Source organism: Clostridium transplantifaecale (genome assembly GCF_900626075.1).
GTDB lineage: Bacteria > Bacillota > Clostridia > Lachnospirales > Lachnospiraceae > Otoolea > Otoolea transplantifaecalis.
This window is the reverse complement of sequence record NZ_UYZY01000002.1, coordinates 1,292,165-1,317,470: the sequence shown is the minus strand read 5'-3', so window position 1 is coordinate 1,317,470 and position 25,306 is coordinate 1,292,165. Positions and strand designations below refer to the sequence as shown.

Annotated in this window: 23 protein-coding genes; 3 read left to right on the top strand and 20 right to left on the bottom strand. The window is 48.2% G+C overall.

The window, feature by feature from the left end:
• Positions 1 to 34 precede the first annotated feature (34 nt).
• Positions 35 to 907 (top strand): L-serine ammonia-lyase, iron-sulfur-dependent, subunit alpha, encoded by an 873-nt coding sequence (gene sdaAA / locus EJL91_RS11525; protein WP_125142065.1) that lies wholly within the window; start codon positions 35 to 37, stop codon positions 905 to 907.
• 138 nt (positions 908 to 1,045) lie between these two features.
• Here sdaAA and EJL91_RS11520 read toward each other — a convergent pair whose 3' ends face one another.
• Both EJL91_RS11520 and rfbC read right to left on the bottom strand, forming a co-directional pair.
• Positions 1,046 to 1,861, bottom strand: coding sequence for an ABC transporter permease (locus EJL91_RS11520; protein WP_125142064.1), 816 nt, complete (start codon positions 1,859 to 1,861; stop codon positions 1,046 to 1,048).
• A 189-nt stretch (positions 1,862 to 2,050) separates the two neighbouring features.
• The gene (gene rfbC, locus EJL91_RS11515) at positions 2,051 to 2,611 is read right to left on the bottom strand and encodes a dTDP-4-dehydrorhamnose 3,5-epimerase (protein WP_125142063.1); all 561 of its coding nucleotides are present in this window, start codon (positions 2,609 to 2,611) and stop codon (positions 2,051 to 2,053) included.
• Positions 2,612 to 3,459: 848 nt separating this feature from the next.
• Here rfbC and EJL91_RS11510 point away from each other — a divergent pair.
• Positions 3,460 to 3,648 (top strand): hypothetical protein, encoded by a 189-nt coding sequence (locus EJL91_RS11510; protein ID WP_125142062.1) that lies wholly within the window; start codon positions 3,460 to 3,462, stop codon positions 3,646 to 3,648.
• On the opposite strand, the gene EJL91_RS11505 is transcribed toward EJL91_RS11510, so the two are convergent.
• The 12 genes from EJL91_RS11505 to EJL91_RS11450 all read right to left on the bottom strand — a co-directional run bounded on the left by EJL91_RS11505 (position 3,598) and on the right by EJL91_RS11450 (position 16,247).
• On the bottom strand, positions 3,598 to 4,011 hold the full coding sequence (locus EJL91_RS11505; protein ID WP_243125314.1) for a DUF2304 domain-containing protein: 414 nt from the start codon (positions 4,009 to 4,011) through the stop codon (positions 3,598 to 3,600). The genes EJL91_RS11510 and EJL91_RS11505 overlap by 51 nt on opposite strands.
• 6 nt (positions 4,012 to 4,017) lie before the next feature.
• Positions 4,018 to 4,707 carry a glycosyltransferase family 2 protein gene (locus tag EJL91_RS11500; RefSeq protein ID WP_125142061.1) on the bottom strand — a complete coding sequence of 230 codons (690 nt, stop codon included), beginning with the start codon at positions 4,705 to 4,707 and terminating at the stop codon, positions 4,018 to 4,020.
• Between the two features lie 56 nt (positions 4,708 to 4,763).
• Entirely contained in the window at positions 4,764 to 5,795 is a 1,032-nt protein-coding gene (locus EJL91_RS11495; RefSeq protein ID WP_423243436.1) for a glycosyltransferase family 2 protein, read from the bottom strand.
• 96 nt (positions 5,796 to 5,891) lie between these two features.
• Positions 5,892 to 6,731, bottom strand: a complete 840-nt coding sequence (locus EJL91_RS11490) for a glycosyltransferase (protein WP_125142060.1) — start codon at positions 6,729 to 6,731, stop codon at positions 5,892 to 5,894.
• Between the two features lie 36 nt (positions 6,732 to 6,767).
• A complete protein-coding gene (locus EJL91_RS11485; RefSeq protein WP_243125313.1) occupies positions 6,768 to 8,789 on the bottom strand; it encodes a DUF2142 domain-containing protein in 2,022 nt (673 codons plus the stop codon).
• A 14-nt stretch (positions 8,790 to 8,803) separates the two neighbouring features.
• Positions 8,804 to 9,523 carry a phosphocholine cytidylyltransferase family protein gene (locus EJL91_RS11480; protein WP_125142059.1) on the bottom strand — a complete coding sequence of 240 codons (720 nt, stop codon included), beginning with the start codon at positions 9,521 to 9,523 and terminating at the stop codon, positions 8,804 to 8,806.
• Complete coding sequence (locus EJL91_RS11475) at positions 9,520 to 10,701, bottom strand: pyridoxal-phosphate-dependent aminotransferase family protein (RefSeq protein ID WP_125142058.1); 1,182 nt, start codon at positions 10,699 to 10,701, stop codon at positions 9,520 to 9,522. The genes EJL91_RS11480 and EJL91_RS11475 overlap by 4 nt, the downstream gene beginning before the upstream one ends.
• A complete protein-coding gene (locus EJL91_RS11470; RefSeq protein WP_125142057.1) occupies positions 10,698 to 11,981 on the bottom strand; it encodes a lipopolysaccharide biosynthesis protein in 1,284 nt (427 codons plus the stop codon). Before EJL91_RS11470 ends, EJL91_RS11475 begins: the two co-directional genes overlap by 4 nt.
• A gap of 26 nt (positions 11,982 to 12,007) precedes the next feature.
• Positions 12,008 to 12,943, bottom strand: coding sequence for a LicD family protein (locus EJL91_RS11465; protein WP_125142056.1), 936 nt, complete (start codon positions 12,941 to 12,943; stop codon positions 12,008 to 12,010).
• Positions 12,930 to 14,042 carry a UDP-galactopyranose mutase gene (glf, locus tag EJL91_RS11460; RefSeq protein ID WP_125142055.1) on the bottom strand — a complete coding sequence of 371 codons (1,113 nt, stop codon included), beginning with the start codon at positions 14,040 to 14,042 and terminating at the stop codon, positions 12,930 to 12,932. Before glf ends, EJL91_RS11465 begins: the two co-directional genes overlap by 14 nt.
• 130 nt (positions 14,043 to 14,172) lie before the next feature.
• Positions 14,173 to 14,499 carry a hypothetical protein gene (locus tag EJL91_RS11455; protein ID WP_125142054.1) on the bottom strand — a complete coding sequence of 109 codons (327 nt, stop codon included), beginning with the start codon at positions 14,497 to 14,499 and terminating at the stop codon, positions 14,173 to 14,175.
• Positions 14,500 to 14,567: 68 nt separating this feature from the next.
• A complete protein-coding gene (locus EJL91_RS11450; protein ID WP_125142053.1) occupies positions 14,568 to 16,247 on the bottom strand; it encodes an SWIM zinc finger family protein in 1,680 nt (559 codons plus the stop codon).
• A 341-nt stretch (positions 16,248 to 16,588) separates the two neighbouring features.
• On the opposite strand from EJL91_RS11450, the gene EJL91_RS11445 reads away from it, so the two are divergent.
• A complete protein-coding gene (locus EJL91_RS11445) occupies positions 16,589 to 17,077 on the top strand; it encodes an HD domain-containing protein (RefSeq protein ID WP_125142052.1) in 489 nt (162 codons plus the stop codon).
• 80 nt (positions 17,078 to 17,157) lie between these two features.
• On the opposite strand, the gene EJL91_RS11440 is transcribed toward EJL91_RS11445, so the two are convergent.
• The 6 genes from EJL91_RS11440 to EJL91_RS11415 form a co-directional block, all read right to left on the bottom strand.
• The gene (locus EJL91_RS11440; RefSeq protein WP_125142051.1) at positions 17,158 to 18,261 is read right to left on the bottom strand and encodes a TRAP transporter substrate-binding protein; all 1,104 of its coding nucleotides are present in this window, start codon (positions 18,259 to 18,261) and stop codon (positions 17,158 to 17,160) included.
• 122 nt (positions 18,262 to 18,383) lie between these two features.
• Entirely contained in the window at positions 18,384 to 19,670 is a 1,287-nt protein-coding gene (locus EJL91_RS11435; protein ID WP_341466987.1) for a TRAP transporter large permease, read from the bottom strand.
• A gap of 15 nt (positions 19,671 to 19,685) precedes the next feature.
• The gene (locus EJL91_RS11430; protein ID WP_125142049.1) at positions 19,686 to 20,192 is read right to left on the bottom strand and encodes a TRAP transporter small permease; all 507 of its coding nucleotides are present in this window, start codon (positions 20,190 to 20,192) and stop codon (positions 19,686 to 19,688) included.
• 93 nt (positions 20,193 to 20,285) lie between these two features.
• Positions 20,286 to 21,311 carry a tripartite tricarboxylate transporter substrate binding protein gene (locus EJL91_RS11425; RefSeq protein WP_125142048.1) on the bottom strand — a complete coding sequence of 342 codons (1,026 nt, stop codon included), beginning with the start codon at positions 21,309 to 21,311 and terminating at the stop codon, positions 20,286 to 20,288.
• Positions 21,312 to 21,774: 463 nt separating this feature from the next.
• Complete coding sequence (locus tag EJL91_RS11420) at positions 21,775 to 22,905, bottom strand: TRAP transporter substrate-binding protein (RefSeq protein ID WP_125142047.1); 1,131 nt, start codon at positions 22,903 to 22,905, stop codon at positions 21,775 to 21,777.
• A gap of 93 nt (positions 22,906 to 22,998) precedes the next feature.
• Positions 22,999 to 25,290, bottom strand: coding sequence for a helix-turn-helix transcriptional regulator (locus EJL91_RS11415; RefSeq protein WP_164516818.1), 2,292 nt, complete (start codon positions 25,288 to 25,290; stop codon positions 22,999 to 23,001).
• Positions 25,291 to 25,306 lie beyond the last annotated feature (16 nt).

Below are 25,306 nucleotides of genomic sequence, written 5' to 3'. Positions count from 1 at the left end.
TGATTTTCATTCCATTGTAAGGAGTAATTGAATTATGGATTTTAAAAATGCGAAAGAATTGCTGGAATTATGCAGAATCAATCATCTCCCGATCTCCGACGTAATGAGACAGCGGGAATGTGAGCTGGGCGAAACTACAGCCGATACAATCCGTCACCGTATGAACCGGGTGCTGGAAATCATGCGGGAATCCGCCTCCTCTCCTATCAAATGCCCTGGTAAATCCATGGGCGGACTAATCGGAGGTGAGGCAAAAAAGCTCAGCGTCCATCACGCAAAAGGGAAAAATATCTGCGGTTCCGTTCTGAGCCGCGGAATCACCTATGCCATGGCGGTCCTTGAAGTCAACGCCTCCATGGGACTCATTGTGGCCGCTCCGACCGCCGGTTCTTCCGGCATTGTACCGGGTCTATTGCTGGCCCTGCAGGAGGAATACCATATCTCGGACGATCGGTTAATCGACGCTCTGTTTAATGCGGGAGCCATCGGCTACCTGGCCATGCGCAATGCCACCGTAGCGGGCGCCGTGGGTGGCTGCCAGGCCGAGGTGGGCGTCGCCTCCGCCATGGCTGCCTCGGCGGCCGTGGAACTGATGGGCGGCGAACCGCAGCAATGCCTGTATGCAGCATCCACGGTTCTGATGAACATGCTCGGCCTTGTCTGCGATCCGGTCGGCGGGCTGGTGGAATACCCTTGCCAAAACCGCAATGCAGCAGGCGTGGCTAACGCCCTGATCGCCGCGGAGATGGCTCTGTCAGGTATCCCGCAGTTAATTCCCCTGGACGAGATGATCGCATCCATGTACTCCGTCGGAAAACGCCTTCCCGTTGAACTGCGTGAAACAGCCCTCGGCGGCTGTGCCGCTACTCCCACCGGATGCACGCTCTGCCAGGCAGGAGGACATTGAGTAAGGTTCTGCCCCAAGGAAATGAATACTCGCCATATATACAGATAGTCAAATGCCCCCATACCGTGAATCCGGTACAGGGGCATTTTCTATTGAGTCGCAATGAAAAGTTCGCGAAGCGTGCTTTTCGTTGTTATTCTAAAGTACATCTGAAAAATGCGGTCTCATTTTTTTAAACACCTTAAGTCCAAAGACCATAACAATCAGCGTTACCGCCCAAAAATAGATTGTCATCGTGGGACGCTCAAAGAACCAGTTTCCAGTCATCATACTGTCCCTGTATCCCGCTACAATATAGTAATAAGGATTCAGTTTAAAGGCGATCCCAAGCCACGCCGCCCTGCTCGTAAAAAGAGCTTCATCGTACATAATCGGAGTCAGCCACATTCCAAACTGCAGACAGATTCCCACGATTTGCGCCATATCCTTAAAAAAGACCTGAACCGCGCTGGTAAAATACACAAGCGCCAGACTGAACATGGACGCGGCAAAGGAATAGTATAGAATCTGAATCCAGGTAATCTTAGGCGCATAGCCGCTGACCAGATACAGACCTATCATAATTACCAGGAAGCAGACATGTACCATAAAACAGGAAATCAGTTTTATGATAGGCAGCATCTCCACCTCAAACACTACCTTTTTTACAAGATAATGATATTCCTGCAGACAGTTCGTCCCTGTGTTAAGCACCTCACTGAAAAAGAACCAGGGAATGAGGCCTGGCGTCAGCCAAATGACGTAAGTGGCTCCCTCTACGGGCGGTGCGTTTCTCATACCATGTTCGCCGAAAATGAATGCGTAAATTGCAATTGTCACCATCGGCTGGATGAACATCCACACGATACCGAAATAAGAGCCAACAAACCGTTTTCTGAAATCCGCCTTAGACAGATCCAGAATTAATTTTCTTTTATTAACAATCCCTTTTACAAGGGCAATCAATTCTCTCATTAAGAACCTCCGGACTAGAGCGTGTTTGAAAATTGCACATATGACGGAAAGCAATTTTCAAACACGCTCTAATTTCTGTAAAAGTTACCGCTCACTCCTCTTTCGTAAAACGACAGCAGGTTCACAGTCACCCGTAAAGCCGAACGGCTGCAAACAGTTCAGCCTACAGCTAAACTGTTGTAAACGGCGTTACATCTGGAATTTAAATGTATCCCTGAACCCGCCCCATTTTTTATCTTTATCGGAAATAATCAGTTCCATTCCCTCCTCGATTGGCCACTCAATTCCAATCTCCGGATCATCCCATGCCAGTCCGCCTTCGTCTCCCGGATGATAGAAATCCGTACACTTGTATGCGAACTCCGCTTCGTCGGAAAGGACAAGGAAACCGTGGGCAAATCCCTCCGGGATATAGAACTGTTTTTTATTCTCTGCCGAGAGAACTACACCGAACCATTTTCCATAAGTCTTTGAACCGGTACGGAGATCCACAGCCACGTCAAATACCGAGCCGCGTACGGCGCGTACCAGCTTGCCCTGGGGATATTCTTTCTGAAAATGGAGTCCCCTGAGCACACCCTTTACGGACATGGACTGGTTGTCCTGTACAAATACCATGTTGAGCCCTGCATCTTTAAAATCATTCTGGTTGTAGGTCTCTACGAAATATCCTCTTTCATCCTTAAATACCGTTGGTTCAATAACGTAAAGTCCCTCAATGTCGCAGGGGGTTACTGTAATCTTTCCCATTTTAATCTCTCCTTTATCTGTGTTAACATAATATTCTATATCATGCAGTGAAACGTGCAGCTCTTTGTTCCACATTGCAGTTTTGTGTGAATGTGATAAATCCTGTATGATGCCGAAACCGGACTGTAAACTACTATATCACTACCGGGGGAACCTGGCAATAGGGATTTAATTGAGATGCGAGGACGCCTCTGTAAGACGGCGGACGGGGTGGTGAGAGGTTTTATATGAGTCTTCAGTCCCGATTTGTAAGTAGTCGTGAGGGGGAATTCAGGAGAAAAAATTCCTACGGGGACTCGCTCTCGCTTGTGGAATGCGCAGCGGATGCTAGATTCGAAAATACCTCATCAAGCACCGGCGGATTCCAAGGTCTCCCTTCGGAAAGTTTTCTCCTTCCTTCCCCGGGCAGGTTGTCGGCGGGACTGAAGACTCAGCGAAGGTTATTGCCCCGTCCGCCGGCGTTAGGGGCTGATTGTCTCTTTCGTCAAGTGGGGAGAGCGTATTGTCGCATCCACTATATAGTCGTGATTCTTTTACATTTTAACGGCATTTTGGGCTACATAAAAGAGGATCCGAATAAGCGCTCAAAGATTCTAAGCTTACATAGTCTCATATTGAACAGGATGTAGTTTTCCGGCATCCAGAGAAACGTAGTGGCAGCGACAAGTGCCTCCCCCATTGAAGAAAGAGGACAGCGAAGCCGCCGCAGGCCAGGGGCCGGGCAGTCGTCCTGGCAGAGTCTTTCGTCCCGGCCATAACCTTCCTGCGGGGAAGAAGGGAGAAAAAGATTCCGGAGGGAACCTGGGAGTTCATTGGTACTTACCGAGGTCTTTTCGAGGTTAGTACCAATGAACTCCAAAGAGCGCGAGCGTTTCCCGGAGGAACTTTTTCTGCCCGGATTCCCCGCCCACGACATCCTGACGCCCGGGATGAAAGACGCATCGATCCCCCTCACCACCCCGGCCCCTGGCCTGACGGCGGCGTCCTCATTTCTCAATCAAATCCTCATCCTTCCCTGTCTCCGATTCAGCGTTTAATCCCGCCTCAGCTTTGTTACTCCTCTCAGCCGTTCTCCGGTTCTCTTCCAGGGCCATTTCCTGGACCAGTTCTTTTACCCGGGTTTCGAGCTGGGACATCTTGATGGACATATGGAACATCTTGACTATCAGGAGGAAAATAACCGACAGGAAGATAAAATTAGCCGTTGTATAGGTTCCTGCCATCCTGGCCAAGATAGCAGGTATCTGCGGGAAGATGCTGAACAGAATCAGGATAAATGAAAAACCGATCCAGAATATAGAATCCTCTATCTGCAGTTTGGACTGGCGGATTCTTCTCATAATCAGCGCGGTGGTTGCCATGGAAACTATAATCAGAACAATTCGCAGCATAAATGTCATGATCCGTTAACCTCTCTTCCTGAAATTCTGAATCAGCAAAATCGATATCAGCATTTTAGCCATATATCTCGATGCATTGACCGGCGTCAGATAGCTGGCGCCCAGCAGGCGCTCATCCATGATAACCGGTACCTCCGCGATGCGCGCCCCCTGTTTAATCAGATAGGATACCGTGTCGGGCTCCGGACCGTAATTTAGGCCCTTTGCAAATTCCTCTATCATTTTCCGGCTGAACATTCTCATTCCCGAGGTCGGATCTTTGATGTCCTCGCCCGTGGTCATCCGGATTGCAGTCTCGATCAGATTGCTTCCGAGCATTCTCATGGTAAACGGCTTTTTCTGTCCCACAAACCGGGAGCCAATTACAATGTCGTACCCCTCATCCATCTTTTCTTTCATCGCCGCGATATATTCCGGCCTGTGCTGCCCGTCCCCGTCAAGCTGTACCGCGTAACGGTAGCCGTTTCTGGCCGCATACTTAAGCCCCGCCTGGAAACCTCCGGCAAGCCCCAGATTGACCGGTAAATCCAGAAAATTATAACCGTTCCGCCTGCATATAGCCGCCGTCTGATCCTTGGAACCGTCATTGATGATGACGTAATCATACTGCGGGAAGTCCTCTATCAGCCGGTTTACCACGCGTTCTATGTTTTCTGCCTCATTATAAGCTGGTATCACAATTAGCAGTTCTGCCATTTTTTCCTCCGTCATTTGATATCAGGTCTGTAACTGTTACTCAGGTTTGTCAGATTTTATTTCTTCCAGTATGCCCGGTTCATCGTTAACTTCCTGATCAGCCAGCCAGGAAGTTTTCTGTAAGCTTTTCCCAAACGGTATCCCATATATTTAAACCCGCTCTGGATCACAAGCTCCGGAATCAGGTACCATTTTCCATTTTGAAACAGCCACATGGCCGTCGTTTTGACAAGACGCATCCCTTCTCCCTCGGACGCCAGATCCGAAAAAACCTCCGGGTGGTCCGCCTGTGACACCGCCAGATCAAAATTTCGGCGGAGCTGCTGGGCGGCGCTGTAATTATGCGAATGAATCACTTCCGCATTAGCCGCATAGGCAATTTTATATCCTGCCTTTACAGCTGCGGCTGCATATATCATATCCTCATTGAAGATGGTTCTCTGCGTAAATCCGCCCAGCTTCAGATAGATATCTCTCTTATAGGCTGCACAGACGTTAGAACAGAAATACGTCTTGATTCCCAGCGACGCAATATCTTCTTTCCCTTTTATCCGGCTCACCTCCGGGTAATTAAAGTCCCTGGTGTACCGCTCAATGACCCGGCAGTCCTCGGCCGGGAGCTGTCTTGCGTATGAGGCGGCGATATCATCCCGTGCAGTTAAAGCAGCCACAAGATTTTTCACCAGATCCCGGTTGTAAGGAACCGCATCCTGGGTCATGCAGATGCAGATTTCCGCGTCCGATGCAAGAATCCCCTTATGCCTGGTTCCGCCGTGATCAAATTCCTCCTGCGGAAGATGAATCAGGGTCATATCGGTTTGACTTTCATAAAACAAAGGCTCAAAACGCTCCTCATTCCAGTATTGGCTCTCCGTATTCATGATGATAATGCGGTTCACCCGGTAAGTCTGTTTCAGCAGCCGCTTTAAAAGCTGCTCCAGTTTATCGCCCGGCCTGAATGCAGGGATGATGACATCTACCCTCGGGCTTGTCCCCATATCCTGATGCCGGTTCACTTCCTGTGCCCCCGCCCCCCGCCGTACATCTTTCTTCTCTTTCCCGCTCTCCCTAATGTCAGCAGTACTCATTTCGTCCTTTTACCCTCCCGGCCATGCGGCCCTGTCCTGTCGGTTCTTTTTCTGTTTCTCCCCGCAGCTCGCAAAATACTGCCTGTAAACCACAATCTATTCATACTCATCATATGCTTTTACATAAAAGTGCATCAGAACTTTTACCATCCATGACGGCCACATCTTCTCAAACATCGCCATCTCATCCCTGGTGCGTCTGTTGTCTTCGATGCAGGCTTTTGTCGTCGCTCCCTCGTGGACGCGGTATGCAATCAGCGGTTTTTCCACGCAGATAAACCGGCCGCTCCGCCCCGCCAGCTCATAGAGATTATCCCAATCCAGGGCAAACTCATACTTTGAGCCAAACATCTCCTCTCCGGTCATCTTTTTCTGGTAAGTGCAGGCCGGACAGCAGAGGGCATTGCCGAAAATCACACTGCTCCGTTTTACCGGCCTCACACCGGACAGAAACTTAAATCTCAGCGGCAGCCGAAGGATTTTTTTCACCAGCCAGACCGTGTTGAAACACTCTGTTTTCGTTCCCTTCTCCGTGACCTTGAGCGTCATATAGTCACTGACAAAAACCGTCATATCGGGATATTTCTGATATGCCTTCAAAAGCTCTTTCGTATAGTCGCTCCTGTATACATCGTCCTGGTGGGCGATTGTCACCAGTTCGCCCTCCGCCCTGTTGTACGCAAACAGCCAGTCTTCCCTGATATTGCTCCCGCCGTCCCGCACATACAGGGGAATCTCGTATTTCCCGGTGATTTTCTCGATATAGGGACTTGGCGTGGAGGTACAGCAGATCACATCGGTTTTCACCTGCTGCTCTTTCAGGGAGCGGATGCAGGCCTCAAGGTAAGGCGAATCTTTATATGCGCAGACGGCAAATGTATGCACCGGGCGGGCCTTATCAACGTAACTCTTTGCGTTATTCTTTGCGTTCTCCATTTCCTCACTCCTTCCGTTCCCTTCATTCTCGATTCGTTACAGGCAGAATTTCTGCAGCACATTCATATAGCAGACCGCCAGCAGCATTCCTCCTGACAGGGCCAGCACAAGGCCGTAATAATCCTGGTTTTTCAAATGGACCGTAACCCATTTTGGATTCAGCACCAGCCATACCAGGAACAGGAACGGAATATAATAGCGCCCCTGAACTCCGTCAATATAAGTATTACCCGGCGTCGTGAAAATCACATACATGGATGTCCAGACCAGGACAACCGCGGCCGAAGACAGGATGAATATCCACAATTTCTGCTTCCAGTCCAGACGTTTGCCACAAGAGGACTGTCCTCCGGTGAGGATAACTGCCGCTGAACCCGCATAAATCAGCCATGGGAAGGAGACTTCTCCCTGATGTCCCAAAAGCCCCAGGGATTTTTCTCCTATTACATAGGACGGCAGGGTATGAAAGATATTTTCAATCAATATTTTTGCGTAGGCAAAAGGCTGTCCCAGCACATAGGACATCTGTCCCGCCTCACTGGTGTTATCGCCCCTCACATCCCCCGTCTCACTTGGTGAAAAGATTACCGGGAGTGCAAAGGAAGCCATCAGCCCCAGGCACAGCAGAACCATGCCGCCCTTCATAATCAGCTTTTCCCTGCGGCTCCTGAAATGATCCGCGGGTATCAAAAGTCCGGTCAGAAGTAACGGAGCATAGACCGCCTTAATTCTGCATCCCCAGAAGAACGCCAGCATAATCACCGCATAATCTTTCCAGGTAATTTTTTTGTCCGGCTCCAGAATTGCCGACAGAATATAAGCAAATGAAAGATACATAAATGCCGTGACGGTCGGATCATAGGAATAGACCCCGGCCAGCATCATCGGCTCCGGCATCAGGCCGAGGAAAACCATAATTCCCTTGCCAACCGGTGTTTTCTTTATGGCAAAATAGAGGGCGATGCAGTAAATGAAAAGATTTCCCAGTCTTCCAAGCTTATATACCAGAGAAAACGGAAGGTGGAAAAGCTGACCCGCCTTTAAAAGCAGCGCCTCCCCTGCATACCCGGTAAAAATCGTTTTATTTAAATCCGCACTCCAGGTGATTCCGCCATTCCTGTAATCGCCTGTCTGGTCCAGATAATTATCAAATTCTTTTTGCTCCTCGGCCGTTCCCGGCTGATTATAGGGCCAGGTGTCGATCCCCGCAATAAACTCCTGGGTAATTGCCGGTGATACGGAAATCGGCGTCCTGTAGTTAGACATCCAGAAACTCTGAGAAAAATGAACCTCCTCATCCCAGCTCACCTTATTAGCCGGAAGCGATAGGGAAAGAAGCGTTCCCACACTGATGGAGATAATCAGAAAGCCAATCTCAATCCGTTTTCCGATATACTCCCTGTAAAAAATGAGCATTGCCCCGATGCCAAAGAGACACCAGAAGAAACACAGCCTGTACCAGTTGGCTGACGGCGCCGTAACGGCCTCAAATCTTGTAATATGAAGCGGCATGGCCTTGAAATCAATATAAGAAAGTCCCGGCTCATCGAGAGCGTCCCGGAAGACATAGATTTCCGCATACTCCGCCTTCTTGCCCACCGGAATCCAGGAATTCTTCACATTTTTGCTGTTCCTGTCTTCCACCGTCAGGATATCCCGCTCCCTCAGTTCACCATAATCATTGTAAACTCCCACTTTTACAGTGGTATTTAACAGGCCGTCATACTCGTAGGAATAGCAGAACTTTCCCACAAACCGGCCGTCAAGCGGCACCCGTATTTTTCCGCTTTCCCCATCAAATACGAGTTTTCCTTCTTCCTCGTGGAAACCTTCATAAGTAACACGGCTCATGTCGATAACGAAACTTCCCTGGCTCTTTCCTGCGTTGGCACGGATCAGAGGCAGGTTACAGAGAAGTTCAAGAAAAATGCCCATGACAAACACAACCAGTGCAGTAAGCGCCAGTTTTTTTAGATTCTGTCTGTGGCTGTTTGTGTGTCTGTCACTACTTTCCTTATGGTCATTCTTCTTTTGGTTCATCTTTAAACGCTCTGTCATCAAAGTTTCTACCTCTATCTAACAATCTTCTCCACGCCTCTGTGTTCCAGAATCCGCTCGTAGTCCTCGATATAGTCCACCTCAGCCCAGAAATGGCCGCCCACGTCTTCCACATAAACAGGCTGTTCTTCCGTCATGCTGTATATTACATTCTCCCACCAGACGGAGTGCTCCTGGCGGTCTATCATCTCTTCCATCCTTCTCACAAATTCGGGCAGAAATTCTCTGGAAAAGCAGCCGATTCCGATATATTCACCGGTGATATCATCGCCCTCCAGTTCTTTTCCGTACTTTTTCAAAATTCCGTTTTCATAATAGAACTTATAGTCCGCAGTCTCCTTCCGGCTCTCGTCGGCAAACATCACAGGACTCTTTTTTTCCTCCAAAATCCGGTCCAGAAGGCGTTCCTCCAGATAGACATCCCCGTTCATAATCAGCAGGCCGTCGCCTGTGAGGAAGTCTTTTGCAAACCACGCGGAAGCGATACTGTTGGTAACGTCATAAAAGGGATTATAATAAAATGATACATCCTGTCCTTTCAGAACATCCCGGATCACCTGCGCCTTATATCCCAGAACCAGCCCGATTTCCCGGATTCCCCTGGATCTAAGCAGTTCCACCGTATACCGGATCAGGCACTGTCCTTCCCCGATATCCACCGTACATTTCGGATTGCCCGAAAGGTAACGCGATATTCTGGTTCCTCTGCCCGCCGCTAAAATCAGTACTTTCACAAAAGCCCCCTGTCCTGCATATCTCTCAATGCATCCACCAGTTTTTGATTATCTTCTTTCGTAAGATGTCCGATATGGCCCACCCGGAAAACCTTCTCTGCCAATTCTCCTCCATTCGGGCATACAAAAATCCCATACTCGTCTTTCAATATCTCGAATATCCGGTACGCCGATACGGGACTTCCGTCGGCATTCTTACCAGTCGGGGCGAGAGGCGTCTCCGCGGCCGACAGCGATTCCGAGACGATTTGAAACGGAAGCTCTCCTATCTTCTGTCTGAAATCTTTAGCCAGCTCTTTTATCTGATCCTGCTCTCCCACAAGTCCCTTTTCTTCTATCGCCTTTAGACGGCGGTTCATCTGAATTAAGATACCAACCGCAGGAGTGAAAGGCGTCTGGCCGCGCTCACCGTCTTTCAGATAGTCCTTCAGATTGAAATAGAGCGACTCCACCCGTGATTCCTCCACGCGCTTCACGGTCCGCGCATTCATTACGATCGCGGCAATTCCCGGCGGCAGGGCAAGGGCCTTCTGGGAACCGGTCAGCGCCAGATCCACGCCCCATTTCTCCATCAGGAATTCATCCGCGAGAAACGAGCTGATCGCGTCCACCACCAGCCATAAACGGTTTTCCCGGCAGAAACGGCTGATCAGTTCCATATCATAGCGGACTCCGGTGGATGTCTCATGGACGTTGACAAGAAATCCGGTGTATCTCTGTGTGGAAGGATCCTGACCGGAGCTTTTACGGCCAGAATCGTCCTGCCAGGAATCCTCTTGGACAAAATCTCCCTGGCCGGTATCTCCAGAGCGCTCATATGGAGCCAGATGCGCTTTTGTAAGCTTTTTTCCCGCCTCCAGCCTGATTTCATCATATGGAATGCCATGGATCTGGCAAATCCTGACGAAACGTGCGCCGAAGCTGCCTCCGTTTACAACCAGAAGCCTGTCCTGTTTCGTAAAAAGATTGATTACGGCGGCTTCCATTGCCGCGGTGCCGGAACCTGTCAGGAACACGGTTCTGGCTCCCTCTCCGGCCTTCATAAACCGGTTCATCAGGGATTCATTTTCCTTCATCAGAGCAGAAAATTCAGGCGTGCGGAAATACGGAATCTCTTCCGCTCCGATTTTCCTGATTTCCTCATCCATTTGAACAGGACCTACCGTAAAATTAATCATTTCGCGCTCTTCCTCTCTTTTCTGAAAAACCAGAGTGCCGTCAGTCCGAAGCAGACCGTCAGCGTAAACATCAGTATCAGGTATGACATTGCTCCGCCCAGGATTCCCATCCATCTGACAAACGGTGCGGAAATCGTCACCGCCATTACCGCCACCAGTGCATAAATGACAAAGATATGCCTGCGTTTCTGCATAATAACGAGCGAATAATAAAACAGGTTGATATAGGCGTTAAATGCTCCGCCCAGAATAATTAAAAGCAGCGGCAGACGGCTGGCCGACAGCGCATAACCAAGCTTCGGGTACAGCAAACTTAACACCGGAATGCCTAGGAACCACGCTCCTCCCAGAGCCAGCACCGTAAGTCCCGCAATGATAGCGGCCAGACGGCCGACTACCCGTGCAAAATTAGCAAATTCACGGTTCTCCCATACCAGGGAAAGCTTTGTAATATAGGGTCTGATAACAAATCCGGCTACCAGGTTAATCACGCTGGTGGGCATAAATATCGCTCCGAAAATAGCCTGATCCTTGTTCATCATGTTTCCCTCTATCGCATATTTGGAAGCGGAAAACACATAGAAATCAATAATTGCCGATAGAAACAGGACAAAATTCTCCTGAAACAGCAGGCTGCATCTGCCTTTCCGGCAGCTCCAGTCCACCTGCGGCAGCTCTCCGATGACGGAAATGTTGAATATCAGGACTCCCAGAATCTGGGCAATCACCGAAACCATACAGGAGAGCACCAGGTTATGGGTCATCACCAGGCAGCCGATAAAGCAGCCTGCCGAGAGAAGCGTCCGGAATGTGTTGGACTTGCCGGTCAGATACAGTCTTCCGTTTCTCTGGAACTCCGCTTCGTACACATCGGCGAAACCGTCGATTACTTTATAACAGACCATCAGAATGACGGTCATGGTTTTTACATAAGTATAGCTGTCCTGGTTGAAAAGCACATAAACCAGGCCGAATGCCAGGGCGCCGCCGCAGGTTACAAACCGGAGACGGAGGTACTCGCCGAATGTATAGCGTCTCCCGATATCCGTGATGTGAAACGGCCTCATGCCGAAATAGGCAACCATAAACATGTGCTGTCCGAAGGCGGAGAATGCGAAGCTGAAGATTCCGCCCTCATCCTCGCCGACAATCTGTATGACAACGATCGACAGGACCATCGAGGCAAATGCATAGAGAAGGCTCCCCAGCATATTCCAGGCCATATTCCGTTTTTCCAGATTGTCGTCTCCTCCAATCAGGAGGGTTCTGAGTAAGTTCATGGCTGTTACCTGTCTTTCTGTATTTTTTACCGTTTCTGTGTATCGCGAAGCGTGTTGCCGGGCACGGAGTGAACTGTAACGTTTTTCTCGTCTGAAAAGGCCAGCCGGTACGGATAATGGGTCTTCCTCTTCTCCACCGGCGGCAGCTTCATATAGTCGCCGTACATGTTGGTAAGCATTTCTTCTATATTGCCGGGGAAGTTCATCATTCTGCCCTCAAATTCCATCGTCTTTAACGGATGGTATTTTCTCTTGTCCACCAGGTTCCAGTATGGGCTGGTGTCGGGCAGGAAGGCCATCCTGTTTGTCTTTCGTTTTTCATATTTTCTGCAGACCGCCTCGCAGCTTCTCCGCAGGCCCTCCGGCGATACATGGAGCAGATTCATGCCTTTGTTGACAAAACTGCAGACCGACCAGATAAGCGCGGCCTTAAAACCTTTCTGTGCCAGCGTCGGCCTCGGGATACTCCGCAAGATCATCAGTTTGCTGACAAACCACGCTGCCCAGGACTGCACCTGGTACATGACCGGATTGTCGGAAACATTGTCCAGCACATAGAGATCCAGAAAAATACCAAAGGGGCAGTCCACATCCTTCATCACCTCTTCGATAAATACGGTCCCGCGCTTTACCAGACGCGTTGTCATCAAAGGATATTCCGGACACGTCTTGGCGTTCAGTACCAGATATTTATCACCCATTTTTTTCTGTACGAGTTTCAGGAATTTTTCAAAGTCCCTTCTGGGCATGGCAATATCGATGTCATCATCCCAGGGGATAAAACCCTTGTGTCTGATGGCACCGATCCCGGTTCCGGCAATTCCAAAATATTCCAGATGGTATTCCTCACACAGTTTCAGGAAATCGTCGAGTATCGAGAGAATCTCCTGCTGCAGGCGGGCGAGAACTTCCGGCTCATAGAATTTACCCTGTTCGCTGCCTGCTGTTTTATTGCTGTTCATCGCCAAATTCCTCTTTCGCACGTTTCAGCGCCGATTCAATTACCTTATCCATGTCATAGTATTTATACTCTGCCAGACGGCCGCCGAAGATAACCTTCTCTTCACCTGCTGCCAGTTCGGCATATTTCCCGTAAAGCCCCTGGTTCTTTTCGTCGTTGACCGGATAATAAGGTTCCATGCCTATCTTCCAGTCTTCGGGATATTCCCGGGTGATGACGGTCTTTGGCTGGGTTCCGAACTCAAAGTGTTTGTGCTCGATAATTCTTGTGAACGGAGTTTCCCGATCCGTATAATTGACTACGGCCACTCCCTGGAAGTTGTCTGTGTCAAGAAGCTCCGACTCGAATCTCAGGCTCCTGTATTCCAGATTTCCAAAGCGGTAACCGTAGTAGGCGTCAATCATACCCGTGTATACGGTCTTTTCAGCAAGTCCGTCGTACTCTTCCCTGTTTTCCAGATAATCCACTCCGGTCCTGATTTCACAGCCGTCGAAAAGTTTCTCTATAATTGCATTATAACCATCTTTTGGGATTCCCTGATAAGGATCGTTAAAATAGTTATTATCATAGGTAAAACGCACCGGAAGACGGCGGATAATGAATGCCGGAAGTTCTTTGCAGTCGCGTCCCCACTGTTTTTCCGTGTAACCTTTTACAAGCTTTTTATAAATATCCGTACCGACCAGCTTGATCGCCTGCTCTTCCAGGTTCTCCGGCTCCCCGGGAACGGCTTTTTTCTGCTCCTCGATGATGGCCCTGGCTTCGTCCGGCCTGGAAATTCCCCACATCTTGCTGAATGTATTCATATTAAACGGCATATTGTACATCTCTCCGTTATAATTTGCCACCGGGCTGTTGGTGTAGCGGTTAAACTCCGTAAACTGATTTACAAAGTCCCATACTTCCCTGTTCGATGTATGAAAAATGTGGGCTCCGTACTGATGGACACGGATTCCCCCAACTTCACGGCAGTAAATATTACCCCCGATATGATCTCTTTTCTCTATTACAAGACATTTCTTTCCGTTCTTCCCGGCCATCCAGGCAAATACCGCCGCATAAAGACCGCTTCCTACCAATAGATAATCGTATTTTTTCATCAGCGCAGAAAACCTCCATTGTAATTACATGATTCCCTATTTTACTATACTTTATGGCAAAAGTAAACAAAAGGGAGTTCCCCGGGCAGTTCATTTCTGCCGGGAACCCCCGTCTGTAGCTATTTTAATTCTATTTCCCCGTCTCATTCTCCACCAGTCCCGTAAACTGTTGTACCGCCTGTTGTATCGTCAGGCATGGCAGCCCCTGATTCTTAATACCGCTTTCCTCAATGCTGACCACACGGAATACATAGTCGTTTACCGGTACGTAGTCCATTTCAATCAGAATATTGGCCTCCAAATCCTGAAGCAGTACAATTGTCGTCTGTGTGCTGTTGATATATTTGCGGACTTCCGATAAGTATTTTGAACTGTCCTTTTCCTCCCTAAACGTTTCCGCAAGCATACCCAGCTTTTCTTCCCTGTCTGCTGCCGTGCATTTTGTGTAATTCCACATAGGCCTTTTATTTCTCCTTTCACCTTTTCAATCATGCTCTGAACTGCATCGTCTGCCGGGTATTCTAATTATAACCGGTTTAACTCATCCATCATAGCTTTTCGTCGTTTGTATCTCACTCTCCAGCTGTCCGCTATCTCTTTCGCTTTTTCCATTCCTCCCGGATATTTTTCCATCTTTTTAAGTATGTTCACCAGCTCTGAATACTGGTTCCGTGCAGAGGCGCGCTCTGCCATTATCCCCACCACGGATTCATACTTTGTTAAAAGTTCCTGCGGATAAAGAGCTTTGAGGCAGTTTTCATATTTTGTCAGCTTATACAGCTCCGGGCATTCCAGCACATTTTTCAGAAGCCTGTCATAGAACTTTTCTTCTTTATACAGTTCTTCCACACAGATATTGCGCGACAGCTTTGAAAAAACCTTTTCTCTTTGCTCCTCCCACTCCTCTTCCGTATAAAGCGCCTTCAATTCTTTATAAATTTCTAAATCTCCGGCTTTATAATCCAGAACCAGGGACCACAATTCTTTCATATAATCTTCTTTTCTTCCGATTTGCTTCAATAAATCTTTCAGTACCAAACTATGTGCAGCTACCAGCCCGGGATATACACTGTCTGCCCTTTTACTTTCCTCCAGTAAATGGATGGCCTCTTCATATTTTTCATCTCTGATACATGATTCTATATAATATTTCCTGACATCGCTTAATTCCAGATTATCCTTACAGTATTCTTCTATTTTCTCCTGCGGATATCCCTGTTCCTCCATCACAATTATGTGAAGGAGAGCCCAGCGCTCGGCTCCATATCTGCATGACCACAAATCTTTCTTCTCTTTGTACTTCTCTGCCTGTTCCAAAGTAAAACTGAACTTGTATGCCAGGAATTCCTCTTCCTCGAATCCGTCAATCAGAATATCCTCCACAAAATCTGCAATATATTCATCTTCCGTATTTTTCAGATACCCTACACACCATTTGAACAACTCTCTCTTTAACTCCAAATCACAGGAATCCAGTATCCTATACCAGATATCCATACTCATTCCCGCCAGCTCGCCTATCCCGCCGTCCGAATCGTCCATTGGCTGTTCTTCTATCTTCTCAAGTATATAAGAAGTCAACTCAAACGCTTCCCCGTAATGATGCTTTTCAAGCATCCTCTCCACATCTGTATCCAGAACTTCTTCCAGCTCTGATATTAAAATACACGCCTCAGAGTAGCCAATATACCCCTGTCTTCTTGAAAATTTGTAGAAGATCTGATCGATCTGGCGTTTAAACCGTTCCTTATCTTCCGGAGAAATTTCACAGCCCAGGATATGTTTAAACTGGCTCAATAATTTCTCATCTTTTCTCAAAATTTCTGCCAGAAAATCATGTACGATTCCTGCATCGGCTTCCTCTATAAGCTTTTTGATGTCTTCCTTCCCACCTTTGCTCCTGCTGTCCGCGCTTACATCTTTTCCCAGTTTTCCATCCGAGCGTGTTTCCATCTCTTCTTCCATATAAAACAGCACGGCCGCCATGTGCTTGCAGTCCTCCCCTCTCTCTGCATAAGGACAGTCGCATTCCATATCGACAATTTTATCGCCCTCCATACGGATGCGCACATCGTATTCTTCACTGCCCTGAACGGTTGCCCGGATCAGATTGGTTCCCTGACGATAATCAGTTACAAGACCACGTTCATAATAGGCAAGACCCCTGTCTAATATGACGCTTTGAAATAACTTCCTCCACTCCATTTTTCCTCCTGTAATCGGTACTTTCCCACTCCTGCTTTTGTATATGGATACAACTTTCAACTACACTTCCTGAATGCTGATTAAGACGCCCCGTGATGCAAAGAAACAGCTGCAAATGCCGTTTCGCGCCGCACACCCGGGATTTTTTTCATCGCAAACCGTGAAATCGACCCGCGGAATACATCACGGCTGATCTAATACCTTATTTTACTATACCAGACAGAAATAGTAAACAAATCCATTGTACCTGCAGGGAAAATCGAGTATACTCTAGGTGTGGTTTTAATAATATTACCATAACCGAACATCGATTGTTTCGGGAAGAAAAGGGGAATTTTCAAATGGATATACTTGATGAACTGATGATGAAAATGATTCACTACAACTCCGGTGATCCCAAGCGGATTCAGCACTTTTTAAAAGTCCACAGCTTTGCACGGCTCATCGGACTTTCTGAAAACCTGGACGGCGACACCCAGCTTACTCTGGAAGCCGCTGCGATTGTCCACGATATCGGAATCAAACCGGCCGAAGAAAAATACGGGTACTGCAACGGCAAACTCCAGGAACAGGAAGGGCCGGAACCGGCTGAAAAACTGCTCCGTTCCCTCGGTTTCAGAGCCTCGGTCATTGACCGTGTCAGCTATCTGGTTGGACATCACCACACCTATTCGGATGTGGACGGGATGGATTATCAGATCCTTTTAGAAGCCGATTTCCTGGTTAATCTGTTTGAGGAAGAGCTGCAGCCGGAAGCTGCGGATGCGGCTTATCAGAATATTTTCAGGACCGGGACGGGTAAGAGGATTTGTGAGGAGATGTTTTTCTAAATACACCATATTAAACATAGCATAGTAGGGAACAGAATCTAAAAAGACATTCTGTTCCCTATTCTATATTGATTGATACGTTATTTCAAGGCATTAAGGAACGCATCAACCGTCTCGCTTCCGATTTGTTCTCTTACCAGTTCTTCTACACCCGCTCCTTTTTCCGCCAGTATCTCCAGCTCCGAATCGGGAAGAACAATCTCTTCCATCCCCGCATCAATCAATTTCTGCCGGTCCGTGGCCGCGCTTTCCGCCATAAGCTGTTCCGCGCATTCCTTCGCCTCTGCTGCCGCCTCGTCAAATACTGTCCGGTATTCTGCCGGCATACTTTCATAAAGGTCCTTGCTGACAATGAACAGATTCGGATAAAGAATGTGGTGTGTTTCAATCAGATATTTCTGTACCTCGGGAAAACCTGCATTTAAAGCCGTATCATACGGGTTTTCCTGAGCATCCACCAAGCCCTGCTGCAGGGACAGATAAAGCTCTCCGAAAGCTACCGGAGTCGGATTGGCTCCCACCGCTTTCCAGAATGCTATATGGTTGTTATTTTCCAAAGTACGGATTTTCAATCCCGCAAAATCCCCGGCTTTACTCACCGGCTTATTGGAAGTCACTTCACGGAATGTGGCAACCTGGGCAAAGCTCATAAATTTGTAGCCCGAGCTGTCAAAAGACTGTCTCAGTATATCCGTAAAATCACTGTTATTGAGGGCCTTATCAATCTGTTCCTGTGTGCACCCCAGGAAGGCATAAGGAATGTCTAAAACTGCAAGCTCCGGCACAAAAGAAACCGCGGGAGCAGGCTGGAAAATCATTCCTCCGATATCACCCGTCTGCAGGCTCTGCAGCATTTCACCATACGTGCCCAGCTGAGAACCCGAATACACATCCACTGTGATGGATCCGCCGGATTTGGCCTCTACCAGTTCTTTAAACTTCAGGCAGTATAAATCGCCAATGGAGTTTTCTGCAGCGCCGTGACCAAAAATATAGTTGAAGTTCTCATCCCCCAGCGCTTCGCCGGCTTCGGCCGTATCGGTATTTCCCGAACCTTCACCTGCCTGAGCCGCCTCACTCTGTGCCTTTGTCCCGGCAGGAGCCGCTGAATTTCCGCTTCCGCCGCAGGCTGTCATTAAGAGGGCGAATGTTACTAAACTGCAAATTGCTAAATTTTTTTTCATGAGTATCTCCTTTTTTATTTTATTTAATCGACTGCTCCCAATCTCTTAAAGCAGTGTTGAAAATATTCTAATTGTTTAAACAGTTTCTTTTTTAAAAGTAATTTCTCCCATCCTATAAATGGTTACAGGAACATCAGGCTTAATGCCGGTATGTAGGCAATCAGCAGGATCGCTATTAAAAATACCGCAATAAACGGGATCGATTTTTTCCCCAGTGTCATTACCGGAGTATCCACCATAGGCGATACGACAAAAAGATTCAGCCCAAAAGGCGGAGTCACCAGCCCGATTGCCAGGCACACTACCAAAACAACGCCAAAGTGAATTGGGTTAATTCCGTAAGACAGCAGCGTCGGCATCAGAATAGGCGCCATAATTACAATTGCGGGGCCTGTATCCATAACCATTCCCAACAGGAAAAACAGGACAATCAGCGCCAGCATCAGCAGAGCCGACGATGAAAAACTGGATGTCAGGAATTCAGAGATTTCCTGAGGCGCCCGCAGCAGGGTTAAAACGCGGCTGAATGCTGTGGCAATAGCCAGGATAAAACACAGGGGAGCATACCCCCGTACCGCTGATATAATCAGGCCCCAGATATTCTTAAGTTCAATCGTCCGGTAAATAAACAGGCTGACCAGGAGAGAATAGAACACCGAAACACAAGCCGCCTCGGTGGGGGTCGTGATACCCGAATAGATACCGCCCAGAATAATTACCGGAGACAAAAGCGCCCAGAAGCTGTCCTTTAGGAGGGCCGCCAGCCCCTTCTTTCTCAATTCTTCATAATTGGCTCGGATTTTATCCTTATCCTCCCCATTCTTTTTACAGTAAAAATAGGCGTATCCCATCAGGCAGGCTCCCACGAGAATTCCCGGAATAATACCCGCAATAAACAGATTTCCCACCGAAGCGCCGGTAGCCAGTCCATAAAGGACAAAAGGAATCGACGGCGGAATGACAACGCCTAGGCTTCCGGCCGTCGCAATCATACAGGCCGAAAAATCCTTATCATAGCCAAGACTGCACAGAACCGGTATCGTCATGGCCCCTACAGCTGCCGCAGTCGCGGGACCGGAACCGGAAATGGCCCCGTAAAAAAGGCAGGTTGCTATCGCTGCACAAGGCATACCCGCAGTCTTCTTTCCTATAAAATACGCAAACACATCGAACAGTTTTTTAGAAATACCGCCTCTTGCCATCAAAACACCGGCCAGAATAAATAACGGCACCGCTAAAATCGAAATCGTATCGGCTCCCCCGAAGATTGCCCGGATCAGAGCCTCGATCGAAGTGGCTCCCTTTGCCCCCATCATCGTGGGGAAGATGGTTGATATCCCCAGAGAAGATACAATTGGTAAGCCCAGCAGTAAAAATACCGCAAAAACAAGAAATACCATTGCTGCCATAATGATTGTCCTCCTCTATTGTGCTTCGGCCGGATCTGCCGGAACCGTGTTCTTTTTTCCAGTTGCATCAAAATAGATTTTCTGTACGCTCCGAAGGCTCGCCAGCACAAAGCCGATCGGGATGATGGCATATACCAGGTACATGGGAATTTCCAGCGCCGGTGATGTCTGACCGCTGTTCTGCACCTTCTGCATAACCGAAACAGAAAAGTATCCCAGGCCGGCATAGAGTACGACACTAATTAAATCAAGGAGAATCTCAATAATCTGGCGCAGCCGTTTCGGCAATAACTCAAGCAGCAAATCCACCCTCAAAATATTTCCGTTCCTGATAGTGCACCCCAAGCTTAAAAATACCGACCACACATAGAAATAGCGTGCCACTTCTTCCGCCCAGGTCAGTGAATTTCCCACAACCGCACGCATTAAAATCTGTATCAGCAGAATCACCGCCATCCCAATAAGCAGGGCGCCCAGAATCCATTCTTCCAAAGATTGATCCAGCTTTCTTATCAGTTTCACAGTAGTACCTCCTCTTCACTTATTCGTTACCAGTCATCTGTTTGTCACCAGTTTACCGGCCGAATGTAATTTGCAGCCGGTTTCTGTAAATGGTCAATCCGTCAGTTCTAAATCCTTTAATATCTTTGTTACGCTTTCCAGATCCTCCTCCAGAAAAGTCCGAAACTGCGCAGCGTTCAGAAAACTTTTTTCCAGGCCGTAGCTGTTGCAGAACGTCTGGTATGCCTGAGACTGGTATGCCTCCGTAAACAGGCGCTCCAGGGCATCCTTTGTCTTCTGCGGAACATCCATAGGACAGACTATTCCCTGGAACGATCCGGACACCACCGGATACCCCAGCTCCTTACAGGTGGGATAGGCGGGAAATGAACTCAGCCTCTCCTCCGCCATCACCGCCAGAATCCGCACCTGCCCGGTTTCGGCGAATGCATGCATGACCGATGTCTCAAGCGTAACCATATCCAGTTCCCCATTCACCAGCGCCTCTGCCGCAGAGGAAGCTCCGTCATAGGATAAATGCTGAAGCGATATATCAGCCTGCCGTTCCAGTTTGGCAGCACAGATATGCCAGATACTTCCCTCACCCACGTTGCCGGTCCTTAAACTGCCCGGATGCTCCGCCGCATAAGAGATAAGTTCTTCCAGGCTTGTATAGGGGGCATCGGCCGCCACAGCCACGCAGGCAGGGAGTGTATTCATTCTAATGACGGGATAAAAATCTTGCTGTGAAAAATCCACCACTCCCTGAGGAGGGAGCGTATTCAATTCCGCAGTAATGATCCCCAGTGTATATCCGTCCGGTTCCGCATTCATCTGTTCTTCAAATCCTGCAGCTCCGCCTCTGCCGGTCCGGTTAAACACCGTAACCGTCTGGCCGGTTTTCTCTCCCACGACCTGGCCAATCGTCCTGGCATTCGCATCTGCGCTGCCGCCCTCCGCCCATGGACAGATAATCTCTATCGGTTTAGTGAAAATCAGGGAAAAATCCTCCCCCTGCTTTTCTGTCTCAGCCTGCGGCGCTTCTTTATTTGACGAATTCTTATCAGCGCAGCCGGATAAAACAGGAACCGCTGTACATAACGCCAGCGTTAATCCCAAAAATACATTTTTTATTGTCAACTCATATCCCCCTTTTCTTCAGGACAGGAACTTTTATTCTTTTATAGCTATAGCCCCTGCACTTTTTCATTTTCCAGCTCTTAATTTTTGTTTTTCTTTCCGTGTTTCTCTTTCCGCCTTGCTGATGACACCAGTTTATCCGCGCATCTACCTGGTTTCAAGCAAAAATACTATACCGTTTTTACGTATTCTGCTTAATTATTGGACAATCGTAATAATTGTTTATATATCTTAAAAATTGTATCCCCCGCCATGTTTCAACGTATCCCCGACTTATGTTTTAACTTACTCCCGGCTTATGTTTTAACTTATCCCGATCTATGTTTTGACATGGCAAAAGGGTGCTGCAAAAATACGGATCCGCGCAACAGAATGCAGTTTTTCTTATCTTTCCCCTGCATTTCATTGCGGTTTCCTGTATTTCTGCAGCACCCTCTGCTGTCCTTCATCTATGATATCTCATTTATTTTCTTATTTTTTCTGCCGCCTGCAGAAATGTATCTACTTTCTCATTTCCGAGCTCACTCCTTAAAAGCTCCAACACCACAGCCGTGCCCGCCTCCATGCTCCCCTGCAATTCCCCGGACGGTTCCAGCATGGCAATTTCATAGTCGTTATCCAGAGTTTCTGCCTGTCGGATTTCCTCCTCCGGCATCTGCCGAATCAGAGCCTCTTTTAAACCTTCGGTAAACTGTTTAAGTTCTTCCTTTTGCTCTGAGGTCAGATTCTCATATTTCTCCTGGTTAACGGCAATCGCACTCACCATAGGCATGTGACGGGTAAATGTAATGCAGTTCTGTACCTCATACAGATGATCAGTAAGCATCACATCCAACAGGTTTTCCTGCGCATCCGCCATCCCCTCATGGAGGCAAAAATACAACTCCGCAAAACGGTAGGGAATGGCCGTTGCTCCCAAGCTGTCCCAATAGGCCTCGTGATATTTATTTTCCTGCGTCCTGATACGTACTCCCTGCAAATCCGCCGTTGTAACCACCGGCTCCCGGCTGCTCAGATTGCGGTAACCATATGCAAATATATCAAGCAGCACCAGATCCGCTTTCTCATAATACTCTTCCATCACATGACGGTAGTCACTTTCAAAAAGCGCATTCCACTCGTCCAGAGATCCAAAAAATCCGGGAATATCAAACATCGCAGCCTCCGGAACCGCATTAATCTGCATCGAAGGGGAGGACTGCACAATATCAATGGAGCCGGTCTGTACCCCTGAAATAAGATGAAGGTCATCTCCGAGGCGGCTCCTGTCGTACAGTTTAATTTTCATTGTCTCCCCGGTCCGCCGCTCCAGTTTTTCCAGTTCCTTCTCCATCACCTGGCCTTTGAAGGAAACGCTCCAGTCCCCATTCGTTGCCATGGAAAGGTAAGTCTTAGTCTGCTCCTCTGCATTGCTTTCCGTTTCATGGTCTGTTTCCTCTTGGCCTGCGCTTTTCACCGCTTTGCCTGCACAGCCCGACATCACGATTGAAATTGCCAGCAGCAGGATTATGAGTACCTGGAGAGGGGTGTTTAAAATTTTATTCCGCGGAAGAGAACCATAAGAAAACCGCCTGGAAACCTCTTCTCTTATCATGAACCTTTCCTCCTTATTTTAATACCTTGCCACATCCGTTTCCGGTTAATCAGCGCTGCATATGGATGAGGCATAATAGAATGAGACATGATATCAGCCGGAGCGCGGGAATTCACGGAACTGCTTGGGCGTCATCCCCGTGTTCTTTTTAAATACCCTGGTAAAACTCTGTGCGGAATTAAAACCGCATTTATATCCTATTTCGGAGATATTCAGGTTGGTTTCATCGAGAAACCGTTTCGCCTGGCGGATTCGGTAATCGTTCAGATACGCATTCAGGCCGATTCCCATTCCTTCGGCAAAAACACCGCTTAAATAGGAAGGGGAGATTCCAACCGCCTCGCTGATTTCATTTAAAGTCAGTTTCCCATCCGCATAATGGGAGGCAATATATTCCTTGGCCTCCTCCACATACCGGTTGTGGCTCTTACGGCTGCTCTCCCAAATCAACGGAAGCGACTTTTGGTAGAATGCCTGCATGAAAGAACACGGTTCTCCGTTTTCCGAAAGATGTTGGTTTTCTTCAGGGCTGCCCGATATTCCGGCCTGTTTCATTTCTTCCTGCGTAACCCGGCAGGAAATCAATTTTTCCACCATATCGTCGATTAAATTCTGAAGATACCTCTGCCACTCTTCTTCCCTTCCCATTATCTCATCCAAAATGGCATTAAACTCATCGCCCGCCTCTGCCAGACGGCCGCTTTCCGCCAGTGAATACCCGTGACGGGCCCGTTCCTCATAGTAGCGGTTCTCAAAAACTGCTGACGGCATCTTCTCTTCCTCCGAAGCATCTGCCATGTACTGCAGGTACTGGATGTCCCCCACCGCCTCATGGTAAGAGAACTGAATCGAAGGAAGATCCCCATATACCTTTCCTTTGCCGATTTTCAGCCGGTAGGGCAGGGGCGCCACTCCCTCGCAGATCTCTTCCGACAGGCGGCGGACGGCTTCACGAATCTGGAAAACAGAATTTTCCCTGTCAAAACAAAGCACCGCCGCCACCCGGTTCAGCCCCATCGGAAGAACCGCCATGGAAAATTCCGCACATTCTTTTTGTGACAGCAGCCGCAGCAGACTCCTCTGGTACAGCTCCTGCTCCACCATTGTCAGCTCTTTTTTCTCTTCATAAGAAAATTCCGCCGCCAGGACAATATAATAGCCCTGGGTAAAGTCTTTCCTTCCGATTCCTTCAAGTGTCTGGGCAATCGACTGGAGGCTCCAGTTCTTTCCCGATAATATATTTCTAAGAAGCTGTTCCAGAATATCGTCGGAGATATTTTCCATCAGCTCCCGATGCTGTTCGTTTTTATCCAGGGAATCCTGGAATGCCAACTCCAGAAAATCCACCTCATCCGGGTATCTGCGTTCCTTATCCCTGTCCTTCTCCGTCCGTTCCTCCCGCTTCTTGGGGTTCGTCGCGATATGTATCAGGCGGTTGATCGGGCTGTAAACGCTTTTCGTGATATACAGTGAAAAGAGCTGGCTGACCAGCACATAGAACGCCAGCCCCGGCAGCAGCAGGCTCATCAAAGCCGCGAAAGAGACCGAACTTTCACTGGGATTCACGCGCACCAGATATTTCCATCCCAGCAATTCTGATGTATACATATAGTAGCTGCCCTCTCCGCCGCTTCCTGCAGCAGTCAGAAATAATTCCGGCCGGGAGAAATCCTCGGGCTGAGGACCTGCCGCCATATAATCAAAAAGCAGGTTATTCTCCCCGTCATAGACATAAATGGTGGTGTCAAATTTCTCATTCTCCGCCTGGATAATATCGTAAAGCTCCGCACGGTTAATCTCATAAAACATAGCTCCGACAAAATTAGGCAGACAAAAATCCGTCGCAAGAAAGATGCGCCGGTTGTATAGCAGGACTCTCCATTCACTGGTCGCTTCCGGATCACGGTTTTGTTCCCGTGTCTCAAGATACCGGTAAATCAGCTCACGGTCACCCAGATATTTTAAATCCATATAAGTTCCGTTATATACATAAACTTCGTCGGAATACGGGAGGTACAGATAGGACTTTCGCACAAGTTCATTCTCCTCCACCTGATCCTGGAGAACCTTTATCGCCCGGAATGTTATATCTGCATTGTGCTGGTTGGGCGTAATCATGAGATCAATAAAATCATCGGACCACATACTGCGGGTCATCCCCTGGGCAAGCAAATCAAAGACCAGTTCCACATCGGAACTGATCCGCTGGAGCTGGTGAAGGTTCAGGTCATCTATGTTTTTCTTTTGGTTTTTAACCACCAGTTGATTGATGAACACGCCAAAAATAAGTACTGTGATTAATGACAGTACTGTTAAGAGGCCTAGTGTTTTGAAAAATATGATTCGTTTGGTGAGGAAAGATTTTATTTTGTTCTTTTGTTCCATATTTCGTCCGTATTCT

What these genes read in the sequence shown, in the direction of transcription:
- sdaAA (WP_125142065.1), top strand. Translation starts at nt 35, where the DNA reads ATGGATTTTAAAAATGCGAAAGAATTGCTGGAATTATGCAGAATCAAT.
- EJL91_RS11520 (WP_125142064.1), bottom strand. Translation starts at nt 1,861, where the DNA reads ATGAGAGAATTGATTGCCCTTGTAAAAGGGATTGTTAATAAAAGAAAA.
- rfbC (WP_125142063.1), bottom strand. Translation starts at nt 2,611, where the DNA reads ATGGGAAAGATTACAGTAACCCCCTGCGACATTGAGGGACTTTACGTT.
- EJL91_RS11510 (WP_125142062.1), top strand. Translation starts at nt 3,460, where the DNA reads ATGAACTCCAAAGAGCGCGAGCGTTTCCCGGAGGAACTTTTTCTGCCC.
- EJL91_RS11505 (WP_243125314.1), bottom strand. Translation starts at nt 4,011, where the DNA reads ATGACATTTATGCTGCGAATTGTTCTGATTATAGTTTCCATGGCAACC.
- EJL91_RS11500 (WP_125142061.1), bottom strand. Translation starts at nt 4,707, where the DNA reads ATGGCAGAACTGCTAATTGTGATACCAGCTTATAATGAGGCAGAAAAC.
- EJL91_RS11495 (WP_423243436.1), bottom strand. Translation starts at nt 5,795, where the DNA reads ATGAGTACTGCTGACATTAGGGAGAGCGGGAAAGAGAAGAAAGATGTA.
- EJL91_RS11490 (WP_125142060.1), bottom strand. Translation starts at nt 6,731, where the DNA reads ATGGAGAACGCAAAGAATAACGCAAAGAGTTACGTTGATAAGGCCCGC.
- EJL91_RS11485 (WP_243125313.1), bottom strand. Translation starts at nt 8,789, where the DNA reads ATGACAGAGCGTTTAAAGATGAACCAAAAGAAGAATGACCATAAGGAA.
- EJL91_RS11475 (WP_125142058.1), bottom strand. Translation starts at nt 10,701, where the DNA reads ATGATTAATTTTACGGTAGGTCCTGTTCAAATGGATGAGGAAATCAGG.
- EJL91_RS11470 (WP_125142057.1), bottom strand. Translation starts at nt 11,981, where the DNA reads ATGAACTTACTCAGAACCCTCCTGATTGGAGGAGACGACAATCTGGAA.
- EJL91_RS11465 (WP_125142056.1), bottom strand. Translation starts at nt 12,943, where the DNA reads ATGAACAGCAATAAAACAGCAGGCAGCGAACAGGGTAAATTCTATGAG.
- glf (WP_125142055.1), bottom strand. Translation starts at nt 14,042, where the DNA reads ATGAAAAAATACGATTATCTATTGGTAGGAAGCGGTCTTTATGCGGCG.
- EJL91_RS11455 (WP_125142054.1), bottom strand. Translation starts at nt 14,499, where the DNA reads ATGTGGAATTACACAAAATGCACGGCAGCAGACAGGGAAGAAAAGCTG.
- EJL91_RS11450 (WP_125142053.1), bottom strand. Translation starts at nt 16,247, where the DNA reads ATGGAGTGGAGGAAGTTATTTCAAAGCGTCATATTAGACAGGGGTCTT.
- EJL91_RS11445 (WP_125142052.1), top strand. Translation starts at nt 16,589, where the DNA reads ATGGATATACTTGATGAACTGATGATGAAAATGATTCACTACAACTCC.
- EJL91_RS11440 (WP_125142051.1), bottom strand. Translation starts at nt 18,261, where the DNA reads ATGAAAAAAAATTTAGCAATTTGCAGTTTAGTAACATTCGCCCTCTTA.
- EJL91_RS11435 (WP_341466987.1), bottom strand. Translation starts at nt 19,670, where the DNA reads ATGGCAGCAATGGTATTTCTTGTTTTTGCGGTATTTTTACTGCTGGGC.
- EJL91_RS11420 (WP_125142047.1), bottom strand. Translation starts at nt 22,905, where the DNA reads ATGATAAGAGAAGAGGTTTCCAGGCGGTTTTCTTATGGTTCTCTTCCG.
- EJL91_RS11415 (WP_164516818.1), bottom strand. Translation starts at nt 25,290, where the DNA reads ATGGAACAAAAGAACAAAATAAAATCTTTCCTCACCAAACGAATCATA.